Below are 22,550 nucleotides of genomic sequence, written 5' to 3' on the forward strand. Positions count from 1 at the left end.
TGAGGTCCTTTGAAGCAGATGGAAGGAAAAAGAGAGAGCTGTCGTCATTGCGCCGGAGCAGCGTTGGTGTTGCTCAGGAGCTGGTGATAGAAGCCGATCATCTCGCCGTAGTTCGAGATGGCCAGGCGTTCGTTGTTGCCGTGGAAGCGGGCCAGGTCTTCGCTCTTCACGCGGAACGGCGAAAAGCGGAAGACGGCATCGCTCACGAGACTGAAGTGGCGCGAGTCGGTGGCAGCGGTCATGAGGCCGGGGGCCACCACCGCATCGGGAAAGCTCTGGCGCACGGCCTGCTGGATCGCGCGGTAGCCGGTGCTGTCGGTCGGCGACACCGGCGACGGCTCGGAGTTGCCCGGGTAGGCCTTGATCTTGATGTCGTCGTTGCCCAGCGCCTTGCGCAGGTGCGCCTCGGTGCTGGCCAAGGTGTCGCCCGGCAGCACGCGGAAGTTGACGGCGGCCTCGGCGCGGCCGGGCAGCACGTTGTCCTTGTTGCCGGCGCGAACGATGGTCAGCGCGGTGGTGGTGCGCAGCATGGCGTTGCTGCTCGGGCTCTTCTCGAGCTGGCCGCGCACCAGCGGCTCGGTGAGCCACAGGTTGGACAGCATCACGCGGTTGACGCCGCTCATTTCGGGCGCCAGCGCGCCGAACATCTGGCCGGCCACGCCGCGGATGCCGCCGGGCATCGGATTGGCCTCGAGCCGCGCGAGCGCCGCGCTCATGCTGCCGATCGCGCTGTGCTGCGGCGGCATCGACGAATGGCCGGGCGCGGTGTCAAGCGACAGGAAGAATGTGCCGTAGCCCTTCTCCGCCAGGCCGATGAGCGCTGCGGGCTTGCTCAGGCCCGGCAGCACGCCGTCGAGCACGAGCAGGCCTTCGTCGAGCACCCAGTCCAGGCGCACGTTGCGCGACTTGAGCAGTTCGGCAATGGGCAGCGCGCCGCGCAGTCCGCTCACCTCTTCGTCGTCGCCCATCACGAGGTAGACGGTCTGCCTGGGCTTGAAGCCGGCACCGATGAGCAGCTCGACGGCTTCCATCTGCGCGAACAGGTTGCTCTTGTCGTCGAGCGTGCCGCGGCCCCAGACGAAGCCGTCCTTGATCTCGCCGGCGAACGGGTCGACCGTCCACGCCTTCTCGGTGCCCGGTGCGATGGGCACCATGTCCTGGTGCGCCATCAGCGCGATGGGCCTGGCGCTCGGGTCGGTGCCGGCCCAGGTGTAGAGCAGCGCCTTGTTGCCGACCACTTCCTTCTTGAGAGTGGCATGCACCTTGGGGAACTGCTGTTCGAGGAATGCGTGCAGCTTGTCGAACTCGGCCGCGTTGGCGGCCGGGTCGTCCAGGCTCGACACCGTGCGGAACGTGATCGCCGTGGACAGCCGCTTGGCGGCCGCCTGCAGGTCGATGTTCAGCTTCGGCGCGGGCGCCACCGCCAGCTGCTGCGATGGCGTGGTCCAGGTCTTGACCGCCACGGCGGCTGCCAGCAGGACGATTGCCAGCAGCAGCCCGAGGAAGATGCGTTTCAACATGAGCGGTCTTGACCCCTGTTCAGTTTCAGCTGAACTGCTTGCCTTCGGCAACGAGCTTCTGGATCAGCGGCGCGGGCTGCCAGAACTCGCCGTCGTCGCGCGGGTTCTTCGCGAAGCGCTTCATCGTCTCGGCCACGTTGTAGAGGCCGACCTGCGATGCGTAGTGCATCGGGCCGCCGCGCCAGATCGGGAAGCCGTAGCCCGTGAGGTACACCATGTCGATGTCGCCCGACTTCGAGGCAATGCCGTCTTCGAGGATGTGCGCGCCTTCGTTGACCAGGGCGAACACCAGGCGCTGCACGATCTCTTCATCGGAAATCTTGCGCGGCGTGATGCCCAGTTCCTTGCGGTGGTCCTCGATCATCTTGTTGACGAGCTCGGACGGAATCGCGTCGCGCTTGCCGGCCTGGTAGTCGTACCACCCTGCCCCGGTCTTCTGGCCGAAGCGGCCCAGTTCGCAGAGCTTGTCGGCCGTGCGGCTGTACTTCATGTCGGCGCGCTCGACGGCACGGCGCTTGCGGATCGCCCAGCCGATGTCGTTGCCTGCGAGGTCGCCCATGCGGAACGGACCCATGGCAAAGCCGAACTTCTCGACGGCCTTGTCGACCTGCTGCGGCGTGGCGCCTTCGTCCAGCAGAAAGCCGGCCTGGCGGCTGTACTGCTCGATCATGCGGTTGCCGATGAAGCCGTCGCACACGCCCGAAACCACCGAGGTCTTCTTGATCTTCTTGCCGATGGCCATGACCGTGGCGAGCACGTCCTTGGCGGTGGCCTTGCCACGCACCACTTCGAGCAGCTTCATCACGTTGGCCGGGCTGAAGAAGTGCATGCCGACCACGTCCTGCGGACGCTCGGTGAACGATGCGATCTTGTCGACGTCGAGCGTGGAGGTGTTCGATGCCAGGATTGCACCCTTCTTGGCGACGCGGTCCAGTTCCTTGAAGACCTTTTCCTTCACGCCGATTTCTTCGAACACAGCCTCGATGATGAGGTCGGCGTCCTTCAGGTCGTCGTAGCTCAGCGTGGTGCTCAGGAGCGCCATGCGCTGCTCGTACTTGTCCTGCTTGAGCTTGCCTTTCTTGACCTGGGCTTCGTAGTTCTTCTTGATGGTGGCGACGCCGCGGTCGAGCGCCTCCTGCTTCATCTCGAGAATCTTCACGGGGATGCCCGCGTTCAGGAAGTTCATCGAGATGCCGCCGCCCATGGTGCCGGCGCCGATCACGCCCACGGCCTTGATCTCGCGCTTGGGCGTGTCTTCGGGCACGTCGGGGATCTTGCTCGCGGCGCGCTCGGCCATGAACAGGTGGCGCAGGGCCAGCGATTCGGGCGTGAACATCAGCGAGGTGAAGATGCGACGTTCTTCGGCCATGCCGGCGTCGAACTTCATCTTGGTGGCAGCCTGCACGGCGTCCACGCATTGCAGCGGCGCGGGGTAGTTCTTCGACATGCCGCCGACCATGTTCTTGGCGAACTGGAAGTAGGCGTCGCCCTGCGGGTGCTTGCACGGCAGGTTGCGCACCAGCGGCAGTGCGTCGCCGGTCTTGCCGGCCACGCTCTTGGCGAAAGCCACGGCTTCGTCGAACACAGACTCAGGCGAGTCGGCCAGCTTGTCGAACAGCTTCTGGCCGGGCAGGCTCGCGAGCAGTTCGCTCTTCACGGGTTCGCCGCCGACGATCATGTTCAGTGCGGTTTCCACGCCCAACACGCGCGGCAGGCGCTGCGTGCCGCCAGCGCCCGGGATCAGGCCGAGCTTGACTTCGGGCAGCGCGATGCTGGTGCCCGGTGCGGCCACACGATAGTGGCAACCCAGGGCCAGCTCGAGGCCGCCGCCCATGCACACCGAATGGATGGCCGCGACGATGGGCTTGGCCGAGGCTTCGAGCGCGAGGATCACGCTCAGCAAGTTGGGCTCCTGCAGCGCCTTGGGCGTGCCGAATTCCTTGATGTCCGCGCCGCCCGAGAACGCCTTGCCGGCGCCGGTGATGACGATGGCCTTGACGGCGTCGTCGGCGTTGGCCTTCGACAGGCCATCGGTGATGCCGATGCGCGTCGAGAAGCCGAGACCGTTGACCGGAGGGTTGGTCATGGTGATCACGGCGACATCGCCGAGCACTTTGTATTCAGCCGTCATGCTGCGTTCCTTGGTGTGAGAAGAAAAAGAAGAAAAAGCACGAGTGTTCTTTTTCGGGGGATTCTAGGCGTTTCGCGCGACCTAACAATGGCTCGCAGTCGCTGTAGAGACAAGGCCTTCCATGAGGAGGGCAGGACTTTCGGGAAACACCGCGGAACCGGCTTTGCCGGGCCGCAGGTGTTGCCCCCTGCAAGGGGGTTGGCGCAGCGACGCGAAGTGCGCGAAGCCTGGGGGTTTGCCTAAACCTCCAACCACTCTTTGCGAGTTGTCGCGTCAGCGCGCAGGCTGTCGGGCGTGCCGTCGAACACGATGCTGCCGTGGCCCATGACGAGCGCGCGGTCGGAGATCTGCATCGCGATGGTGAGCTTCTGCTCGATCAGCAGCACCGAGATGCCCTTGTCCTTCAGCGTGCGCAGGTACTGCCCCACCAGCTCGACGATCTTGGGCGCCAGGCCCTCGGTCGGCTCGTCGATGATGATGAGGTCGGGGTCGCCCATCAGCGTGCGGCACAGCGTGAGCATCTGCTGCTCGCCGCCGGAGAGCACACCGGCCTCGGTGTGCTGGCGTTCCTTCAGGCGCGGGAACATGCCGTACATGTCGTCGAACGACCAGCGGCTGCCCTTGCCCGAGCCCTTCTGCCCCAGCAGCAGGTTCTGGTGCACCGTGAGCTTGGGGAAGATGTCGCGGTTCTCGGGCACGTAGCCGATGCCGAAGTGCGCGATCTCGTAGGCCTTTCGGCGCAGGATGTCCTGCCCCTTCCAGTGCAGGTCGCCTTCGGCATGCACCAGGCCCATGATGGCCTTGGCGGTGGTCGAGCGGCCCGAGCCGTTGCGGCCCAGAAGCGCAACGATTTCGCCGGGTTTCACGTCGAAGGAGACGCCATGCAGCACATGGCTCTTGCCGTAGTAGGCGTGGATGTCGTGAAGCTTCAGCATGTCAGTGGCTCGCGGCGCGTTGTGTTTCGGAGGTGTTCTTGTTCGGGGCACGTGCACAGGCCACCGGGTACTCCCCTCCGCGAATGTCCCCCGGCTTCGCCTCCTCCTTTATTTCGCTGCGGGGAGCACCCGGCGCCCTGTGCACGATGGGCGCTCTGCTTGTGCCGGCCGTTCAACCGCTCTGCTGAACGATCACGCCGATGGGGTGCCTTGCGCAGCGAAATAAAGGGGGAGGCCGAAGGCCGGAGGACATTCGCGGAGCAAGGTACCCCGTCGGCGTGATCGCCCTCCGAACACACACCGCGCCGAGTAGAAGAGCAAGAGTTCATCAGTGCCCCGCCCCTTGCGCGTCTGCGACCGAAGACCCCAGATAGGCCTCCTGCACCCGCGCATTGGCGCGAACGGCGGCCGGCGTGTCGAAGGCAATGACTTCGCCATACACCACCACCGCGATCTTGTCGGCCAGTCCGAACACCACGCCCATGTCGTGCTCCACCGTCAGCAGCGTCTTGCCGACAGTCACGTACTTGATGAGCGAGATGAAATGCGAAGTCTCGGTCTTGCTCATGCCGGCCGTGGGTTCGTCCAGCAGGATCACGCTGGCGCCGCCCGCGATGGTCACGCCGATCTCCAGTGCGCGCTGCTCGGCGTAGGTGAGGTTCACCGCGTGCACGTCGCGCTTCTTCTCCAGGCCGATCTGCTTGATGAGTTCCTCGGTGCGCTCGTTGGCATCGTCGAGGTTCGAGAGGAAGCGCAGGAAGGTGTACTTGTAGCCCAGGCTCCACAGCACACCGCAGCGCAAGTTCTCGAAGACCGTGAGCTTCGGAAAGATGTTGGTGATCTGGAAGCTGCGCGACAGCCCGAGCCGGTTGATCTCGTAGGGCTGCTTGCCGTCGATGCGCTGGCCGTTGAGCAGCACCTCGCCGCTGGTGGGCGCGAGCCGACCGCTGATCAGGTTGAACAGCGTGGACTTGCCCGCACCGTTCGGCCCGATGATGGCGATGCGCTCGCCCGCCGTCACGGCCAGGTCGACGCCGCGGATGATGTCGGTCTTGCCGAAGCTCTTGCGCAGGTTCTTGAGCTCGAGTGAATAGGTCATGCCGTCTCCCGCCGCTTGATCTCGGCTTCGATTTCTTCCTGCGCGTGGCCCCAGAGCTTCGCGAAGCGCCGGCGGAACACCTCGAACACACCCAGTCCCACCGCCAGCAAGGCCATCGCGACGACCCAGCTCGTGGCCGATGAGGTGTCGAGTTGCAGGCCCGCGAACGGCACCATGGGCCCGAGCGCCGCGTTGAGCTGCATGTGATAGATCATCTCGACAATGGCCGCCGCGCCCGCGAGCATGATGGCCGCACCGACGAACAGGCCCACGTACAGCAGGTAGAAGCGCTTGATCTTGCCGAACAGCGCCACGCGCACGTTCATCATGATCAGGCTGGCCACGCCGCCCGGCGCGAACATCACCATCAGCAGGAACACCAGGCCCACATACAGCAGCCAGGCCTTGCTGAGTTCCGACAGCAGCACCAGCGCGAACACCAGCAGCGCCGCGCCGATGATCGGCCCGAAGAAGAAGGTCGCGCCGCCGAGGAAGGTGAACAGCAGGTAGCTGCCCGAGCGCAGCCCGTTCAGGCTGTCGGCCGCGTTCACGATCTCGAAGTTGATGGCCGCCAGCCCGCCGCCGATGCCCGCGAAGAAGCCCGCGATGATGAAGGCGTAGTAGCGCACGCGCTGCGTGTTGTAGCCAATGAACTCCACGCGCTCGGGGTTGTCGCGCACCGCGTTCAGCATGCGCCCGAGCGGCGTGCCGGTGAAGGCGAACATCAGCCCGGTGCAGATGAAACAATACACGGCGATCAAGTAGTACACCTGGTTCTGCGGCCCGAAGTTGATGCCGAAGAACGAGGCGCCGTACACGCGGTTGGTGGTGATGCCGCCCTCGCCGCCGAAGAAACTCGGGAACATCAGCGCCATGGCGGCCACCAGTTCGCCGAGGCCAAGCGTGATCATCGCGAAGGTGGTGCCCGACTTCTTGGTCGACACATAGCCGAACACCATGGCGAAGAACATGCCGCCGAGGCCGCCCACGAGCGGAATGAACACCAGCGGAATCGGCAGCTTGCCGGCACCGGCCAGGTTCATCGCGTGGATGGCGATGAAGGAGCCCAGGCCCACGTACACGGCGTGTCCGAAGCTGAGCATGCCACCCTGCCCCAGCAGCATGTTGTAGCTCAGGCAGATGATGATGAGATAGCCGATCTGCGACAGCATGGTCAGCGCCAGGCTGCTGGTGAAGATCATCGGCGCCACGATCAGCAGCAGCGCGAAGAACGACCAGATCAGGATGCGGCCGATGTTCAGCGGCTTGAAGCGGTAGTACCGGGTCGGCGCCTTGGCCGAAGCGGTTGGTGTGGTTGTCGTTGCGGTGTTCATGGCGTCAGTCCTCCCGCGTTCCGAGAAGACCCTTGGGCCTGAAGATGAGGATCAGCACCAGGAACAGGTACGGAAGAATGGGCGCCACCTGCGAGATGGTGAGCTTCAGCAGCTCGTAGCCGAAGGTCTGGTCGCTCACTGCCACGCCAAAGGCCTGCAAGCCGGTCGCGAGCGACTGGTCCATGGCCACGGCGAAGGTCTGCACGATGCCGATGATCAGCGAGGCCAGGAAGGCACCCGCCAGCGACCCCATGCCGCCGACCACCACCACCACGAAGATGATGGAGCCGACCGAACCCGCCATGGCAGGCTCGGTGACGTAGGTGTTGCCGCCGACCACGCCCGCGAGGCCCGCCAGCGCGGCGCCGCCGCCGAACACCAGCATGAACACGCGCGGCACGTTGTGGCCCAGCGCCTCGACCATGTCGGGGTGCTTCAGCGCCGCCTGGATGACCAGGCCGATGCGCGTGCGCGTGAGCAGCAGCCACACCGACACCAGCATCAGCACCGCCACCAGCATGATGAATGAGCGTGACTTGGGAAACTGCGTGCCGTAGAGCGTGAAGAGCGGCCCCTGCAGCGCCGACGGCAGGCCGTACGGCACCGTGGAGCGGCCCCACACCAGTTGCACCAGTTCGAGGATGAGGTACGAAAGGCCGAAGGTCACCAGCAGCTCGGGCACGTGGCCGAACTTGTGGACCCGGCGCAGGCAGTAGCGCTCGAAGGCCGCACCCAGCGCGAACACCAGCAGCGGCGCGATGAAGAGCGCAGGCCAGAAGCCGACGATGTTCGACAGCGTGTAGGCGAAGTAGGCGCCCAGCATGTAGAAACTGGCGTGCGCGAAATTGAGCACGCCCATCATGCTGAAGATCAGCGTGAGGCCGGAGCTCAGCATGAACAACAGCAAGCCGTAGCTCACGCCGTTGAGCAGCGAGATGACGAAGAATTCGACGTTCATCGGTCTTTCGTGTCAGGTGAAAAAAGAAAAAGGCCCGAGTGTTGAAGTCGGGCCTCGACCGCTTTGGCGCGTTCCCGTACTCAGGAGGGACGCTTCATCTGGCACGAGGTCGGCGTGCTGGCCACGTAGGCGTCGTAGAACTTCACGGGCGCCAGCGTGTAGCCGGTGTTCTCCGGGCTGTACGGATACTTGGTGCTGGCCTTCTCCCATTTGCTGATGTACAGGCCCTGCTGCGCCTGGTGGTCGGTCTTGCGCAGCTCGATCTCGCCGTTGAAGCTCTTGAACTTCAGCCCTTCCATCGCGGCCGCCACCTTGACGGGGTCGGTCGACTTGGTCTTCACGAAGGCTTCAGTCAGGGCCTGGAACACGGTGTAGATGTCGCTGGTGTAGAGGTCGTCGTTGAACTTCTTCTTGAACTCTTCGGCGTACTTCTGCATGTCGCCGCCCATGTTGTAGTGGGCATAGCTGACCTGGTACACCTTGCCGTCGGACGCGGCGCCCATGGCGGTCGGCGTGCCGGTGGTCACGGCGTAGTAGGTGTAGAACTTGACGTTCAGGCCCGAATCGTTGGCCGACTTGATCAGCAGCGCGAGGTCGGAGCCCCAGTTGCCGGTGATGACGGTGTCGGCGCCCGAGGCCTTGATCTTGGCGACGTAGGGCGCGAAGTCGCGCACCTGGGCCAGCGGGTGCAGGTCGTCGCCGACGATCTGGATGTCCGGGCGCTTGTGCTTCAGGTCTTCCTTGGCGAACTTGGAAACCTGCTGGCCATGCGCGTAGTTCTGGTTGAGCAGGTAGACCTTCTTGATCTCCGGCTGATCCTTCATGTAGGTGGTCAGCGCTTCCATCTTCATCGACGTGTCGGCGTCGAAGCGGTACTGCCAGTAGCTGCACTTGCTGTTGGTCAGGTCGGGGTCGACGGCCGCGTAGTTGAGGTACAGCGCTTCCTTGCCGGGATTGCGCGCGTTGTTCTTCTCGAGCGCATCGATGATGGCCAGTGCGGGGCCGGAGCCGTTGCCCTGCACGATGTAGCGTGCGCCCTGGTCGAGGGCCGAGCGCAGTGCGCTGGTGGTTTCCTGTGGGCTGAGCTTGTTGTCGATGCCGATGATCTCGAACTTCACGCCCGCCGCGTTCTTCTTGTTGAATTCTTCGGCGAAGAACTGGAAGGTCTTGAGCTGGTTCGTGCCGACCGCGGCCATGAGGCCCGACAACGGGTCGAGCCATGCGATCTTGACGGTTTCACCCTTCTGGGCAAGGGCGCCGGTGGCAGTTGCCGCGATGACGGCTGCGGCGGCGATTTTCAGAGCGAAATTCAATTTATATCTCCTGGTCAAACCGATTCGAAACGCCGCACGAGAGTACAAGCGTTTGCAGCCCCTCCCCTCAGGGAATGCCCGTAAGAGGGGTGCCGCAAAGGCCCGTTTCTATCGCGCATGCGACACCGCATTTCTCCAAGCTGCTACCCACGGGTAGACATCTGCTACCCGCGGGTAGGAAACGCGCTCGCAAAGACGCTCAGGGGCGCTTCATCTGGCAGGTGGTGGGCGTGCTCGCCACGTACGACTCGTAGTACTTCACGGGTACGTTCGTGTAGCCGGTGTTCTCCGCGTCGTACGGGTACTTGGCGCTGGCCTTTTCCCAGCGCGAGATGTACAGGCCCTGCTGCAGTTGGTGGTCGGCCTTGCGCACCTCGACCTCGCCGTTGAAGCTCTTGATCTTCATGCCCTCCAGCGCCGCGGCCACCTTGACCGGGTCGGTCGACTTGGTGGCGGCGAAGGCCGCGTCGAGCAACGCGAACACGTGGTAGATCGAGGACTGCGTGAGGTCGTCGTTCATGCGCTTCTTGTAGCCCCCGAGCAGCCTCTGGATCTCCCCGCCCATGTTGTAGTGGGCGTAGGCGACCGTGTAGACCTTGCCGTCCGACGTGGCGCCCATGGCCGTAGGCGTGCCGGCGCCCGGCGCGTAGTAGGTCAGGAACTTGACGTTCAGGCCCGAGTCGTTGGCGGCCTTGATGAGCAGCGACAGGTCGGAGCCCCAGTTGCCGGTGATGACGGTGTCGGCGCCCGAGGCCTTGATCTTGGCGATGTAGGGAGAGAAGTCGCGCACCTGCGCAAGCGGATGCAGGTCGTCGCCAACGATCTGGATGTCGGGGCGCTTGACCTTCAGGTCTTCCTTGGCGAACTTGGACACCTGCACGCCGTGGGCGTAGTTCTGGCCGAGGATGTAGACCTTCTTGATGTCCGGCTGGTCCTTCATCCAGGTGGTGAGCGCCTCCATCTTCATGGAGGTGTCGGCGTCGAGCCGGAAGTGCCAGTAGCTGCACTTGCTGTTGGTCAGGTCGGGGTCGACGGCCGCGTAGTTCATGTACAGCAGCTCCTTGCCCGGATTGCGCGCGTTGTTCTTCTCGATGGCGTCGATGATCGCGAGCGCGGGGCCGGAGCCGTTGCCCTGCATGATGTAGCGCGCGCCCTGGTCTTGCGCCGAGCGCAGCGCGGCGGTGGTCTCCTGCGGGCTGAGCTTGTTGTCGAGCGCGATGATCTCGAACTTCACGCCCGACTGGTTCTTCTTGTTGAACTCTTCTGCAAGGAACTGCGTGGTCTTGAGCTGGTTGGTGCCGACCGCGGCCATGAGGCCGGAAAGCGGGTCGAGCCAGGCGATCTTGACCGTCTCGCCCTTCTGGGCGAATGCGGCGGTCAGGCTCACCAACATTGCACAGGCAGCTACTGACTTGATAGCAAATTGCATGAAGAGTCTCCAGTTTGTAAGGCGGAGTGCCAGCCTACAAGCGCCCTTTTTTTCGCCGCACAGGGATTGCCCGCAAGCCTGGCCGCCGGGGCGGCGTTCCTATCGCCTGCGCGACAGCGCGGCAGGGCTCGCGCGGGTCTTCAAAGGGTCGGCAGCTTGTAGTCCTTGAGCAGTTCGCGCAGCCTGGTCTTGAGGATCTTGCCGGTGGCGCCGATAGGAATGGCTTCGACGAACACCACGTCGTCCGGGATCTGCCACTTGGCGGTCTTGCCCTCATAGAACTTCAGCAGTTCCTCGCGCGTGACCTCGGCGTTGGGCTTCTTCACGACCGCGATGATCGGCCGTTCGTCCCACTTGGGATGGAACACGCCGATGCACGCGGCCATGGCCACGGCCGGGTGCGCAACGGCGATGTTCTCGATCTCGATGGAGCTGATCCACTCGCCGCCGGACTTGATCACGTCCTTGCTGCGGTCGGTGATCTGCAGGTAGCCCTCGGCATCGATGGTGGCGACGTCGCCGGTGGGGAACCAGCCGCGGTTGCGCGCATCGGGGACGAGCGGGTTGCCGCCCTCCCCCTTGAAGTATTCCTTGACGATCCACGGGCCCTTGACCAGCAGGTCGCCGTAGGCCTTGCCGTCCCACGGCAGCTCGTTGCCGTCACCATCGACGATCTTCATGTCGACGCCGAAAATGGCACGGCCCTGCTTCATGCGGATCTGCAGCTGCGCGTCGGCCGGCAACGACAGGTGCTTGTTCTTGAGGGTGCACAGCGTGCCCAGCGGGCTCATCTCGGTCATGCCCCAGGCGTGCAGCACCTCGACGTCGTAGATGTCCTGGAACGCCCTGATCATGGCCGGCGGGCAGGCCGAGCCGCCGATGACGGTGCGGTTGAGCTTCGAGAACTTCAGGCCGTTCGCCTGCATGTGGCCCAGCATCATCTGCCACACGGTGGGCACGCCGGCCGCGAAGGTCACGCCTTCGGATTCGATCAGCTCGTACACCGACTTGCCATCCAGCGCCGGGCCCGGAAACACGATCTTGCAGCCCACCAGCGCGGCCGAATACGGAATGCCCCAGGCGTTGACGTGGAACATCGGCACCACCGGCAGCACCGAGTCGCGCGCCGACAGGCGCATCACGTCCGGCAGGGCCGCGGCATAGGCATGCAGCATGGTCGAGCGGTGGCTGTAGAGCGCGGCCTTCGGATTGCCCGTGGTGCCGCTCGTGTAGCACATGCTCGACGCGGAGTTCTCGTCGAAGGTCGGCCATTCGTAGTCGGTGGACTGCGCGCCCATCCAGCCCTCGTAGCTCACGAGGTTGGGAATTCCGCTGTCGGCGGGCAGCTTGTCGGCATCACAGAGTGCAATCCATTTCCGGATCGTGGGGCACTTGGCATGCACCGCCTGCACCAGCGGAAGGAAGCTCAGGTCGAAGCACAGGATCTGGTCTTCGGCATGGTTGGCGATCCACGCGATCTGGTCGGGGTGCAGGCGCGGGTTGATGGTGTGCAGCACGCGGCCGCTGCCGCTCACGCCGTAGTACAGCTCCAGGTGACGGTAGCCGTTCCAGGCCAGCGTGGCGATGCGGTCGCTGAACAGCAGCTGCTCGCCGTCCAGCGCATTGGCCACCTGCCGGGCACGCGATGCGATACCGCCCCACGTCGTGCGGTGGATGTCGCCCTCGACCCTGCGCGAGACGATTTCGCCGTCGCCGTTGTGGCGCTCGGCAAACTCGATCAGCGACGAGATCAAAAGCGGTTGGTCTTGCATCAAACCCAGCATCTACGGACTCCTGAAAGAAATGACTTCATGAACTTGCGGACATCGGATTCACGCAAGCTTCGGCGACTTTCACAATGACACAAACCCGCACTGCGGGATCTGGCCTCGAATTCCTGGCCTGCCGCGCGACCCCGCATACTTCCGGCCGCCGAGCACGCGGAAAATTCTAGGAACCGGCGCCGTTTTCACCCCTATCGCAAGGAAGCCAAACGAATGACTTCAGGAGCCTCCGTGCCGCACCGCCAGCGCGGGCCGCAACGCCGGCCGGCCGGCATCCCGCAGCCGGAGCTGCGCACCAGCTCGGCCGCGTGGCTAGAAGGCGTGCTCTCGATGTTCGAGGCGGAGGGGCTGGACGTGCCCTCGCTGCTGCGCGACGCCGGCTTCGATCCCGATTCGCTGCACCGGCAGAACACGCGCATCCCGGTCGACGAGGTCACGGTGATGTGGCAGCTCGCGGTAGCCCGCGCCGGCAAGCCCACGCTGGGCCTGCGACGCGAGCTGGCCGCCACGCACAGCAAACTGGGAACGGTGGGGCATGCGATGTCGTGCAGCGCCACGCTCGGGGCGGCGCTCGCGCGGCTGGCGCGCTACATGGCGGTGATCTCGGATGCGACCGGCTTCTCGCTGCACCCTGAGCCGCGCGGCTGCTGGCTGTCCATGGAACACACCGGCGGCAGCCTGCCGATTCCGCGCCAGCGCGTCGAATACGCCCTGCTGACCACGCTGATGCAGTGCCAGTGGCTCACACGGCGCGAACTGCAGCCGCTGGCGATGGAGTTCGTCTACCCCGCGCCGACCAGCGACCGGCTGCACCGGGAGGCCTTCGGCTGCGAGGTGCGCTTCAATGCAGCGGCCAACCGCCTGCTGCTGTCGAGCGCCGACATGGCGATTCCGCTGCCCACCTACCACGAGACGCTCGGCGAGATGCAGGAGCATCTGCTGGACGAGCAGCTCGACCTGCTGGGCCAAGCCACCACCAGCAGCCTGGTGTGCGCCGAGATCGCGCGCCGGCTCCAGCACGGCGAGCCGCGCCGGCAGGACGTGGCCTCGGGTCTGGGCCTGGCCGAGCGCACGCTGCAGCGGCGGCTGCAGGAGGAGTCGGTGTCGTTCCAGTCGCTGCTCGACCGCACCCGTCGCGAGCTGGCGCAGCAGTACCTCGCCGACGACCGCCACACATTGACCGAAGTAGCCGACAGGCTGGGCTTCGTCGACAGCAGCAATTTTTTTCGCGCCTGCAAGCGCTGGTTCGGCGTGCCGCCGGCGCAATACCGGGCGCGCATCTGGGACGGGCCTGCCGCACTCAGGCCGCGATGGCCCGTTCGGCAAGGGGTTACGCGCTGTGCCGGACAATCCGGGCATGAGCTTGCTTGCTGAAGACACCGAGGTCGCGGACCTGGGGTTGCGCTGGAAACCCGGTTTCGCCGCCTTGGGCCCGGCATTTTTCACTGAACTGAGGCCGACGCCCCTGCCCGATCCGTACTGGGTGGGCCGCAGCGAAGCCGTAGCACGCGAACTCGGGCTGCCGGCCGGCTGGCATTCGTCGGACGGCACGCTCGCTGCCCTGACGGGCAACCTGCCCGTCGCCGGCACCCGCCCCTTCGCGACGGTCTACAGCGGCCACCAGTTCGGCGTGTGGGCAGGCCAGCTCGGCGACGGGCGTGCGATCTCGATCGGCGAGACCGAAGGCGGGCTCGAAGTGCAGCTGAAGGGCGCGGGCCGCACGCCTTACTCGCGCGGCGGCGACGGCCGCGCGGTGCTGCGCTCCAGCATCCGGGAGTTTCTCTGCAGCGAGGCCATGCACGGCCTCGGCATCCCGACCACCCGCGCGCTGTGCGTGACGGGCTCCGACGCCCGCGTGTACCGCGAAGAGCCGGAAAGCGCGGCCGTCGTGACCCGCGTCGCACCGAGCTTCATCCGCTTCGGCCACTTCGAGCACTTCGCGGCCAACCAGCGCGAAGATGAGTTGCGCGCGCTGGCCGACTACGTCATCGACCGCTACTACCCGGCCTGCCGCACCACCGGGCGCTTCAACGGCAACGCGTATGCCGCCTTCCTCGAAGCCGTGAGCGAGCGCACCGCCGCCCTGCTCGCCCGATGGCAGGCCGTGGGCTTCTGCCACGGGGTGATGAACACCGACAACATGAGCATCCTCGGGCTCACCATCGACTACGGCCCGTTCCAGTTCCTCGATGGCTTCGACCCGCGCCACATCTGCAACCACAGTGACACCAGCGGGCGCTACGCCTTCAACCAGCAGCCCAACGTGGCCTACTGGAACCTGTTCTGCCTCGCGCAGGCGCTGCTGCCGCTGATCGGCGACCAGGAAGTCGCGGTGGCCGCCCTGGAGTCGTACAAGACCGCGTTCCCGAACGAGTTCGAGGGCCGCATGCGCGCCAAGCTCGGACTCGCGAGCCCGGCCGAAGGCGACCGCGCGCTGATCGAAGGCGTGCTCAAGCTGCTGGCCGCCGGCAAGGTCGACTACACGATCTTCTGGCGCCGGCTCTCGAACCACATGGCCGACGGCAACGTCGAGCCGGTGCGCGACCTGTTCCTGGACCGCGAGGGCTTCGATGCGTGGCTGCTAGCGTTTTCAGAGCGCCATACGACCGCTGGACGCACGCAAGCCGCCGATCTGATGCTCAAATCCAACCCCAGGTTCGTGCTGCGCAACCACCTGGGGCAGCAAGCGATCGAAGCAAGTCAGCAAAAAGACCACTCGGCTGTGGCAACCTTGCTGGCTGTGCTCGAGACCCCATTTGAAGAACATCCCGACGCCGACGCACTCGCCGGCTTCCCGCCCGACTGGGCCTCCACGATCGAAATCAGCTGCTCATCATGACCACTCCCGTACAGAAAACCGACGCCGAATGGAAAGCCCTGCTCGCTGAAAAAGGCGCCGAGCCCGCGGCCTTCGAGGTGACGCGCCACGCGGCCACCGAACGCCCCTTCACCGGCAAGTACGAAGCGCACTGGGACGACGGCACCTACCACTGCGTGTGCTGCGGCGCCAAGCTGTTCGAGTCATCGACCAAGTTCGATGCCGGCTGCGGCTGGCCCAGCTTCTCCGAAGAAGCGGTGCCCGGCGCCATCAGGAACATCGTCGACCGATCGCACGGCATGGTGCGCACCGAGAACGTGTGCGCCAATTGCGGCGCCCACCTGGGCCACGTGTTCCCCGACGGCCCGACCGAAACCGGCCTGCGCTACTGCATGAACTCGGCGTCGCTCGACTTCCATAAAAAATGAAACTGCTCCTCGACTTCTTCCCCATCCTCCTGTTCTTCGGCGCCTACAAGCTCGCCGACATCTACACCGCCACCGGCGTGCTCATGGCCGCCACCGTGGTGCAGATGGCCATCATCTATGCCATGGAGCGCAAGCTGCAGGCGATGCAGAAGGCCACGCTGGTGCTGATCCTGCTGTTCGGCACGCTCACACTGGTGCTGCACGACGACCGCTTCATCAAGTGGAAGCCTACGGTGTTGTACGGCGCGATGGCCATCGCGCTGGCGGTGGCGCTCTGGGCGCTGAAGAAGAACTTCCTGAAGATGCTGCTGGGCTCGCAGCTCGAGCTGCCCGACCGCATCTGGGGCCGGCTCAACGTGGCGTGGATCGGCTACTGCCTCTTCATGGCGCTGATCAACGGCTACGTGGCGGCGTACTTCACGACCGAGGCCTGGGTCAACTTCAAGCTCTGGGGCTATGTGTTCCCGATCGTCTTCCTGGTGGCGCAGGGTCTCTACATCGCGCCGCACATCAAGGGCGACGACAAGCCGACCGCCTGATGCGCACCGACTCCCTCCCCACCGCCGCCGACCTCGAAGCCGCACTGCGCGAGGCGCTGGCCCCGACGCAGCTCGAAGTAATCGACGAAAGCAGCGCCCACGCGGGCCACGCCGGTGCCAATGCGCAAGGACGAGGCAGCCATTTCCGAGTGCGCATCGCCTCGCCGCTGTTCGCCGGAAAGCCCCGCGTGGCGCGGCATCGGCTTGTGTATGATGCCCTCCAGGTTTTTATCGCGCAGGGCCTTCACGCCATCGCCATCGAGGTGCTTTGAGCCCTCTGTCCGCTTTCTTTCACGCGCCTATTCCTACACGCGCATTTCTTGTCCAGCCTGATATTCATTTCATGAAAAAACACATCTTGCAGGCCGTTGCGGCCGCAGCGTTGATCGGTGCCATTCCGGTGGCGGCTCTGGCGCAGAACGCAGCCATCGTGAACGGCAAGCCGGTGCCCAAGGCACGCATGGACGTTCTGGCGCAGCAGCTGGCCGCCGCAGGACGCCCGGTGACGCCCGAGATGCAGAGCCAGCTGCGTGAGGAAATCGTGGCGCGCGAAGTGTTCATGCAGGAAGCCCAGAAGCAAGGCCTGGACGCCAGCGAGGACTACAAGAATCAGCTCGAACTCGCCCGCCAGGCCATCCTGATCCGCGCGCTGTTCGAGAACTACCGCAAGACCAACCCCATCTCGGACGCCGACGTGAAGGCCGAGTACGACAAGTTCGTTGCTGCCAACGGCGGCAAGGAATACAAGGCGCGCCACATCCTGGTCGAGACCGAAGACCAGGCCAAGAAGATCATGGCCGACCTGAAGAAGGGCGCCAAGTTCGAAGACATCGCCAAGAAGCAGAGCAAGGACCCGGGCTCGGGCGCCAACGGCGGCGACCTCGACTGGGCCAACCCCGCAGGCTTCGTTCCCGAGTTCTCGGAAGCGATGATCAAGCTCAAGAAGGGCGAGACCACCCCCGCTCCGATCAAGACCCAGTTCGGCTGGCACATCATCCGCGTCGACGACATCCGCCAGGCCCAGCTGCCGAAGCTGGAAGAGGTGAAGCCGCAGATCACGCAGCAGCTGCAGCAGCAACGCCTGCAGAAGTACCAGGAAGAACTGCGCGCGAAGGCAAAAGTCGAGTAAGCCTCAGACTTTCTCTTTCATAAAAAAACGGCCCTCGGGCCGTTTTTTTATGGGCCGCCGAAGCGACCTCGGGCGGCGGTCAACCCACCCACTTGCGCGCGTTGCGCCAGATCTGCATCCACGGGCTCAGCTCGCTGCGGTCGCCCGGCGTCCAGCTCATCTGGATGTTGCGGAACACGCGCTCGGGGTGAGGCATCACCGCGGTGAAGCGGCCATCGGGCGTGGTCACAGAGGTCAGGCCGCCCGCGCTGCCGTTCGGGTTGAACGGATACTGCTCGGTCGGTTGGCCGTGGTTGTCCACGAAGCGCATTGCGCCGATGGCCTTGGCGGCGTCGCCGCGGTGCTTGAAGTTGGCATAGCCCTCGCCGTGCGCCACCGCGATCGGCAGGCGGCTGCCGGCCATGCCCTGGAAGAAGATGCTCGGCGATTCGAGCACCTCGACCATCGACAGGCGCGCCTCGAAGCGCTCGCTCTGGTTGGTGGTGAAGCGCGGCCAGGCTTCGGCACCCGGAATGATGTCGGCCAGCTCGGCGAACATCTGGCAGCCGTTGCACACGCCCAGGCCGAAGGTGTCGGCGCGGCCGAAGAAGGTCTTGAACTGCTCGGCCAGCTTCGGGTTGAAGGTGATGCTGCGCGCCCAGCCGATGCCGGCGCCCAGCGTGTCGCCATAGCTGAAGCCGCCGCAGGCGACCACGCCCTTGAAATTGGCGAGGTCCGCCCTGCCCGTCTGCAGGTCGGTCATGTGGACGTCGAAGGCTTCGAAACCGGCTTCGGTGAAGGCGTAGGCCATCTCGACGTGCGAGTTGACGCCTTGTTCGCGAAGGATGGCGACCTTGGGGCGCGATTGCAGGATGGCCGGCGCCGCGGGCTGCGCATTCGGCAGGAACACATGCATGCCGGGGTCCGAAGGCACGCCTGCCGCCGCGTGCTCGGCATCGGCGCAGGCGGGGTTGTCGCGCTCGCGGGCGATCGTCCAGCTGACCGAGTCCCACACCTGGTGCAGGTCGTGCAGGCTCGCGCTGAACACCGACTTGGCATCGCGCCAGACTTCGAGCTTGCCCTTGCCGGCATCCATCGTGGAGCTCGCAGGCCGGGTCTTGCCGACGAAGTGGCTGTGGGTGCTCAGGCCGTGCGAGCGCAGCACCTGCATCACGTCGTTGCGCTCGGCCGTGCGCACCTGCAGCACCATGCCCAGCTCCTCGTTGAACAGCGCCTTGAGCGTGAGCTCTTCGCGCCGCGCGCTGACCTGCTGCGCCCAGTTCTTGGCGTCGCCGGTTTCCATGCGGCTGTCGGAAATGCCATCGCCTTCGGTAACGAGCATGTCGACGTTCAGCGCCACGCCGACATGGCCGGCGAAGGCCATTTCGCAAGCGGTGGCGAACAGGCCGCCGTCGCTGCGGTCGTGCATCGCGAGGATCTTGCCCTCGGCGCGCAGCGCGTTCACAGCATCGACCAGCGCCACGAGTTGCGCCGGGTCGTCGAGGTCAGGCACCTCATCGCCGCTCTGGTTGAGCGTCTGCGACAGGATGCTGCCGGCTATGCGGTGCTGGCCGCGGCCCAGGTCGATCAGCACCAGCGTGGTGTCGGCTTCTTCGGCGTCGAGCTGCGGCGTGAGCGTGCCGCGCACATCGGCCAGCGAGGCGAAGGCGGTGACGATCAGGCTCACGGGCGAGGTGACCTTCCTGGCTTCGCCGTTGTCCTTCCACTGCGTGCGCATCGACAGCGAATCCTTGCCGACCGGAATCGACACGCCCAGCGCCGGGCACAGCTCCAGGCCCACGGCCTTCACGGTCTCGTACAGCGCGGCGTCTTCGCCGGGTTCGCCGCAGGCCGCCATCCAGTTGGCCGAGAGCTTGACGCGCGAAAGTTCGATCGGCGCGGCCAGCAGGTTGGTGATGGCCTCGGCCACGGCCATGCGGCCCGAAGCCGGCGCGTCGAGCGCAGCCAGCGGCGTGCGCTCGCCCATGCTCATGGCTTCGCCGGCAAAGCCCTTGTAGTCGGCCAGCGTCACGGCGCAGTCGGCCACAGGCACCTGCCACGGGCCGACCATCTGGTCGCGGTGGCTCATGCCGCCCACGGTGCGGTCGCCGATGGTGATCAGGAAGCGCTTGGAGGCGACGGTCGGGTGCGAGAGCACATCGATGGCGGCCTTCTGCAGGTCGACGCCTGTCAGGTCGAGCGGTTTGAACGTGCGCGCCACGCTCTTCACGTCGCGGTGCATCTTGGGCGGCTTGCCGAGCAGCACGTCCATCGGCATGTCGACGGGCTGCACCTCGGCGCCTTCGTCGGCCACCAGCAGCTGGCGCTCTTCGGTCGCCACGCCGACCACCGAGAACGGGCAGCGCTCGCGCTCGCAGAAAGCCTTGAACTGCTCGAGCGATTCCGGCGCAATGGCCAGCACGTAGCGCTCCTGGCTTTCGTTGCACCAGATTTCCTTGGGGGCCATGCCCGACTCTTCGAGCGGCACGGCGCGCAGGTCGAAGCGCGCGCCGCGGCGGGCGGCGTTGGTCTGTGCGGGGATGGCGTTGCTCCGGCCGCCCGCGCCCACGTCGTGGATCGCCAGGATCGGGTTGGCCGCGCCCTGCTGCCAGCAGTGGTTGATGACCTCCTGCGCGCGGCGCTCGATCTCGGGATTGCCGCGCTGCACCGAGTCGAAGTCGAGCTCGGCCGCGTTGGCGCCGGTGGCCATCGAGCTGGCGGCGCTGCCGCCCATGCCGATGCGCATGCCGGGGCCGCCGAGCTGGATCAGCAGCGAGCCGGCCGGGAACTGGATCTTCTTGGTCTGCGTGGCGTCGATGCTGCCGAGGCCGCCCGCGATCATGATGGGCTTGTGATAGCCGCGCTGCACAGTGTCGAGGTCGCTCGCCACGGTCTGCTCGTACTCGCGGAAGTAGCCCAACAGGTTGGGCCGGCCGAATTCGTTGTTGAACGCGGCGCCGCCCAGCGGGCCCTCGGTCATGATCTGCAGCGGGCTCGCGATGTGCTCGGGCTTGCCGTAGTGGCCATCCTCCGGCCAGAGCTTCGACACGGTGAAGCCCGTCAGGCCCGCCTTGGGCTTGGAGCCGCGGCCGGTGGCGCCTTCGTCGCGGATCTCGCCGCCCGCGCCGGTCGAGGCGCCCGGGAATGGGGAAATCGCGGTCGGGTGGTTGTGCGTCTCGACCTTCATCAGCACGTGGTTCAGGGCGCTATCTTTTTGATAGCTCTGCGAGCCGTGGGCGGGAATGAAGCGCTCGATGGTCGCGCCTTCCATCACCGAGGCGTTGTCGGCATAGGCGATGACCGTGTGCTGCGGGTTTTGCTTCTCGGTGTGGCGAATCATCGAGAACAGGCTCTGGGGCTGCGCCTTGCCGTCGATGGTGAACTGGGCGTTGAAGATCTTGTGGCGGCAGTGCTCGCTGTTGGCCTGCGCGAACATCATCAGTTCGACGTCGCTGGGGTTGCGTCCGAGGCGGGTGAAGGCGTCGACCAGATAGTCGATCTCGTCCTCGGCCAGCGCCAGGCCGAAACCCGTGTTGGCGGCCACCAGCGCGGCGCGGCCGCCGGCCTGCACATCGACCTGCGCCATCGGCTGGGCCGGCAGCTCGCTGAAGAGGCTGGCCGCCTGCTCGACGGTGGCCAGCACCGATTCGGTCATGCGGTCATGCAGCGGGCCGGCCACCGCGGCGAGCGTGTCGCCCTCGATCACGGCCGCCTTGCCGATCAACGGGGCCTTGAGCTTCAGGTGGTACTGCGTGACGCGCTCGACCCGGCGCAATGCCAGGCCGCAGTTGTGGGCGATGTCGGTGGCCTTGGAAGCCCAGGGCGACACGGTGCCCAGGCGCGGCGTGACCACCACCGAGGTGCCCGCCTTGGCCGGCGCCTCGAAGGGCTCGCCGTAGGTCAGCAGCGCCGCAAAGCGCTCGCGGCCGGCCGCATCCAGCGCCGCGTCGGTGACCACGAGGTGCACGAACCGGGCCGAAATGCCCTCGATGCGCGGCTCGATGGCCTGCAGCTTCGGCAGCAGCTGCCGCGCGCGGAAGTCGCTGAGCGCGCTGCCGCCCTCGAACATGGTTACGACAGGAAGGGCTTGAGGTGCGGGCTGCGTCACGGTCGATGGGGGCCTCGAGGGCCGCGTTGGAATTCAAGGAAACGAGGCGGACGGCCGCTGACTGGGGTCATCCGCGTTAACCCGGAATTTTAGGCTAACGCCGGGCCGCCCCAAGTTGGCCATCCCCCTTGGGGGGCAGCGGGAACACGAAGTGCCCCGCGTCGGGGGCAGGTTCATTTGCTGGATGGGATAATTCGGGCATGAGCATTAACTACAAAGACGCTGCGGGCATCGAAGCCATGCGGGTCGCCTGCCGCCTTGGCTCCGAGGTGCTGGACTACCTCACCCCTTTCATCAAGCCCGGCATCACCACGAACGATGTCGACCGGCTGGCCGCCGAGTACATGGTCAAGCAGGGCACCACCTCCGCCACGGTGGGCTACATGGGCGCGAGCAGCGTCCCGTTCCCGAAGTCGCTCTGCACCTCGGTGAACCACGTGGTGTGCCACGGCATTCCCAATGACAAGCCCCTGAAGAAGGGCGACATCATGAACGTCGACGTGACCGTCATCAAGGACGGCTGGTTCGGCGACAACAGCCGCATGTTCGTGATCGGCGACGCCTCCATCGCCGCCAAGCGCCTGTGCAGCATCACCTACGAAGCCATGTGGCACGGCATCCTGCAGGTGCGCCCCGGTGCGCATCTGGGCGACGTGGGCCATGCGATCCAGCGGTTCGCCGAGGGCCAGGGCTTCTCGATCGTGCGCGAGTTCTGCGGCCATGGCGTGGGCCAGCGCTTCCACGAAGAACCCCAGGTGCTGCACTATGGCCGCCCGGGCACGATGGAAGAACTCAAGCCCGGCATGATCTTCACCATCGAGCCGATGATCAATGCCGGCAAGCGCGACGTGAAGGAAGACTTCAAGGGCGGCCAATACGACGGCTGGACCATCGTCACGCGCGACCATTCGCTGTCGGCCCAGTGGGAACACACGGTGCTCGTCACCGAGACCGGCTACGAGGTGTTGACGCTGTCCGCGGGCAGCCCGCCGCCGCCCTCCTTCGTCACCTCGACCAAAACCTGACGCGCGCACGCGCTCCCCGGC

The 22,550-nt window shown here is 65.5% G+C and carries 17 protein-coding genes; 7 read left to right on the forward strand and 10 right to left on the reverse strand.

Annotated features, from left to right (window positions below):
* Window positions 1-44: 44 nt before the first annotated feature.
* The 9 genes from ACEOAB_RS14860 to ACEOAB_RS14900 all read right to left on the reverse strand — a co-directional run bounded on the left by ACEOAB_RS14860 (window position 45) and on the right by ACEOAB_RS14900 (window position 12,503).
* Complete coding sequence (locus ACEOAB_RS14860) at window positions 45-1,520, reverse strand: M20 family peptidase (protein ID WP_056590500.1); 1,476 nt, start codon at window positions 1,518-1,520, stop codon at window positions 45-47.
* 25 nt (window positions 1,521-1,545) lie between these two features.
* The gene (locus ACEOAB_RS14865; protein WP_413748086.1) at window positions 1,546-3,651 is read right to left on the reverse strand and encodes a 3-hydroxyacyl-CoA dehydrogenase NAD-binding domain-containing protein; all 2,106 of its coding nucleotides are present in this window, start codon (window positions 3,649-3,651) and stop codon (window positions 1,546-1,548) included.
* 239 nt (window positions 3,652-3,890) lie between these two features.
* Complete coding sequence (locus ACEOAB_RS14870; protein WP_413748087.1) at window positions 3,891-4,586, reverse strand: ABC transporter ATP-binding protein; 696 nt, start codon at window positions 4,584-4,586, stop codon at window positions 3,891-3,893.
* A 328-nt stretch (window positions 4,587-4,914) separates the two neighbouring features.
* Complete coding sequence (locus tag ACEOAB_RS14875) at window positions 4,915-5,685, reverse strand: ABC transporter ATP-binding protein (protein ID WP_413748088.1); 771 nt, start codon at window positions 5,683-5,685, stop codon at window positions 4,915-4,917.
* On the reverse strand, window positions 5,682-7,019 hold the full coding sequence (locus tag ACEOAB_RS14880) for a branched-chain amino acid ABC transporter permease (protein WP_056590509.1): 1,338 nt from the start codon (window positions 7,017-7,019) through the stop codon (window positions 5,682-5,684). The genes ACEOAB_RS14875 and ACEOAB_RS14880 overlap by 4 nt, the downstream gene beginning before the upstream one ends.
* Before the next feature lie 4 nt (window positions 7,020-7,023).
* Window positions 7,024-7,977, reverse strand: coding sequence for a branched-chain amino acid ABC transporter permease (locus ACEOAB_RS14885; RefSeq protein ID WP_056590513.1), 954 nt, complete (start codon window positions 7,975-7,977; stop codon window positions 7,024-7,026).
* Window positions 7,978-8,057: 80 nt separating this feature from the next.
* Window positions 8,058-9,290 carry a branched-chain amino acid ABC transporter substrate-binding protein gene (locus tag ACEOAB_RS14890; protein ID WP_056590516.1) on the reverse strand — a complete coding sequence of 411 codons (1,233 nt, stop codon included), beginning with the start codon at window positions 9,288-9,290 and terminating at the stop codon, window positions 8,058-8,060.
* 199 nt (window positions 9,291-9,489) lie between these two features.
* Window positions 9,490-10,719, reverse strand: coding sequence for a branched-chain amino acid ABC transporter substrate-binding protein (locus ACEOAB_RS14895; protein WP_413748089.1), 1,230 nt, complete (start codon window positions 10,717-10,719; stop codon window positions 9,490-9,492).
* Window positions 10,720-10,859: 140 nt separating this feature from the next.
* On the reverse strand, window positions 10,860-12,503 hold the full coding sequence (locus tag ACEOAB_RS14900) for a 3-(methylthio)propionyl-CoA ligase (RefSeq protein WP_413748090.1): 1,644 nt from the start codon (window positions 12,501-12,503) through the stop codon (window positions 10,860-10,862).
* A gap of 231 nt (window positions 12,504-12,734) precedes the next feature.
* Here ACEOAB_RS14900 and ACEOAB_RS14905 point away from each other — a divergent pair, with 231 nt between their 5' ends.
* The 6 genes from ACEOAB_RS14905 (at window position 12,735) to ACEOAB_RS14930 (ending at window position 17,417) form a co-directional block, all read left to right on the forward strand.
* A complete protein-coding gene (locus tag ACEOAB_RS14905; RefSeq protein ID WP_495653840.1) occupies window positions 12,735-13,877 on the forward strand; it encodes an AraC family transcriptional regulator in 1,143 nt (380 codons plus the stop codon).
* Window positions 13,861-15,342 (forward strand): protein adenylyltransferase SelO, encoded by a 1,482-nt coding sequence (locus ACEOAB_RS14910; protein ID WP_056590526.1) that lies wholly within the window; start codon window positions 13,861-13,863, stop codon window positions 15,340-15,342. The genes ACEOAB_RS14905 and ACEOAB_RS14910 overlap by 17 nt, the downstream gene beginning before the upstream one ends.
* Window positions 15,339-15,749 (forward strand): peptide-methionine (R)-S-oxide reductase MsrB, encoded by a 411-nt coding sequence (msrB, locus tag ACEOAB_RS14915; protein WP_007837799.1) that lies wholly within the window; start codon window positions 15,339-15,341, stop codon window positions 15,747-15,749. Before ACEOAB_RS14910 ends, msrB begins: the two co-directional genes overlap by 4 nt.
* Complete coding sequence (locus ACEOAB_RS14920) at window positions 15,746-16,288, forward strand: septation protein A (RefSeq protein WP_007837800.1); 543 nt, start codon at window positions 15,746-15,748, stop codon at window positions 16,286-16,288. Before msrB ends, ACEOAB_RS14920 begins: the two co-directional genes overlap by 4 nt.
* Complete coding sequence (locus ACEOAB_RS14925) at window positions 16,288-16,560, forward strand: BolA family protein (RefSeq protein ID WP_056590529.1); 273 nt, start codon at window positions 16,288-16,290, stop codon at window positions 16,558-16,560. Before ACEOAB_RS14920 ends, ACEOAB_RS14925 begins: the two co-directional genes overlap by 1 nt.
* Before the next feature lie 71 nt (window positions 16,561-16,631).
* On the forward strand, window positions 16,632-17,417 hold the full coding sequence (locus tag ACEOAB_RS14930) for a peptidylprolyl isomerase (RefSeq protein WP_056590532.1): 786 nt from the start codon (window positions 16,632-16,634) through the stop codon (window positions 17,415-17,417).
* A gap of 79 nt (window positions 17,418-17,496) precedes the next feature.
* Here the strand turns inward: ACEOAB_RS14930 and purL are convergent, their stop codons facing one another.
* A complete protein-coding gene (purL, locus tag ACEOAB_RS14935) occupies window positions 17,497-21,465 on the reverse strand; it encodes a phosphoribosylformylglycinamidine synthase (RefSeq protein ID WP_495653841.1) in 3,969 nt (1,322 codons plus the stop codon).
* A 239-nt stretch (window positions 21,466-21,704) separates the two neighbouring features.
* On the opposite strand from purL, the gene map reads away from it, so the two are divergent.
* The gene (gene map / locus ACEOAB_RS14940; RefSeq protein ID WP_056590539.1) at window positions 21,705-22,529 is read left to right on the forward strand and encodes a type I methionyl aminopeptidase; all 825 of its coding nucleotides are present in this window, start codon (window positions 21,705-21,707) and stop codon (window positions 22,527-22,529) included.
* The last annotated feature ends 21 nt before the right edge of the window (window positions 22,530-22,550 follow it).

Source organism: Variovorax sp. Varisp53, assembly GCF_059491555.1.

What these genes read in the sequence shown, in the direction of transcription:
- ACEOAB_RS14860 (WP_056590500.1), bottom strand. Translation starts at nt 1,520, where the DNA reads ATGTTGAAACGCATCTTCCTCGGGCTGCTGCTGGCAATCGTCCTGCTG.
- ACEOAB_RS14865 (WP_413748086.1), bottom strand. Translation starts at nt 3,651, where the DNA reads ATGACGGCTGAATACAAAGTGCTCGGCGATGTCGCCGTGATCACCATG.
- ACEOAB_RS14870 (WP_413748087.1), bottom strand. Translation starts at nt 4,586, where the DNA reads ATGCTGAAGCTTCACGACATCCACGCCTACTACGGCAAGAGCCATGTG.
- ACEOAB_RS14875 (WP_413748088.1), bottom strand. Translation starts at nt 5,685, where the DNA reads ATGACCTATTCACTCGAGCTCAAGAACCTGCGCAAGAGCTTCGGCAAG.
- ACEOAB_RS14880 (WP_056590509.1), bottom strand. Translation starts at nt 7,019, where the DNA reads ATGAACACCGCAACGACAACCACACCAACCGCTTCGGCCAAGGCGCCG.
- ACEOAB_RS14885 (WP_056590513.1), bottom strand. Translation starts at nt 7,977, where the DNA reads ATGAACGTCGAATTCTTCGTCATCTCGCTGCTCAACGGCGTGAGCTAC.
- ACEOAB_RS14895 (WP_413748089.1), bottom strand. Translation starts at nt 10,719, where the DNA reads ATGCAATTTGCTATCAAGTCAGTAGCTGCCTGTGCAATGTTGGTGAGC.
- ACEOAB_RS14900 (WP_413748090.1), bottom strand. Translation starts at nt 12,503, where the DNA reads ATGCTGGGTTTGATGCAAGACCAACCGCTTTTGATCTCGTCGCTGATC.
- ACEOAB_RS14910 (WP_056590526.1), top strand. Translation starts at nt 13,861, where the DNA reads ATGAGCTTGCTTGCTGAAGACACCGAGGTCGCGGACCTGGGGTTGCGC.
- msrB (WP_007837799.1), top strand. Translation starts at nt 15,339, where the DNA reads ATGACCACTCCCGTACAGAAAACCGACGCCGAATGGAAAGCCCTGCTC.
- ACEOAB_RS14920 (WP_007837800.1), top strand. Translation starts at nt 15,746, where the DNA reads ATGAAACTGCTCCTCGACTTCTTCCCCATCCTCCTGTTCTTCGGCGCC.
- ACEOAB_RS14925 (WP_056590529.1), top strand. Translation starts at nt 16,288, where the DNA reads ATGCGCACCGACTCCCTCCCCACCGCCGCCGACCTCGAAGCCGCACTG.
- ACEOAB_RS14930 (WP_056590532.1), top strand. Translation starts at nt 16,632, where the DNA reads ATGAAAAAACACATCTTGCAGGCCGTTGCGGCCGCAGCGTTGATCGGT.
- purL (WP_495653841.1), bottom strand. Translation starts at nt 21,465, where the DNA reads ATGTTCGAGGGCGGCAGCGCGCTCAGCGACTTCCGCGCGCGGCAGCTG.
- map (WP_056590539.1), top strand. Translation starts at nt 21,705, where the DNA reads ATGAGCATTAACTACAAAGACGCTGCGGGCATCGAAGCCATGCGGGTC.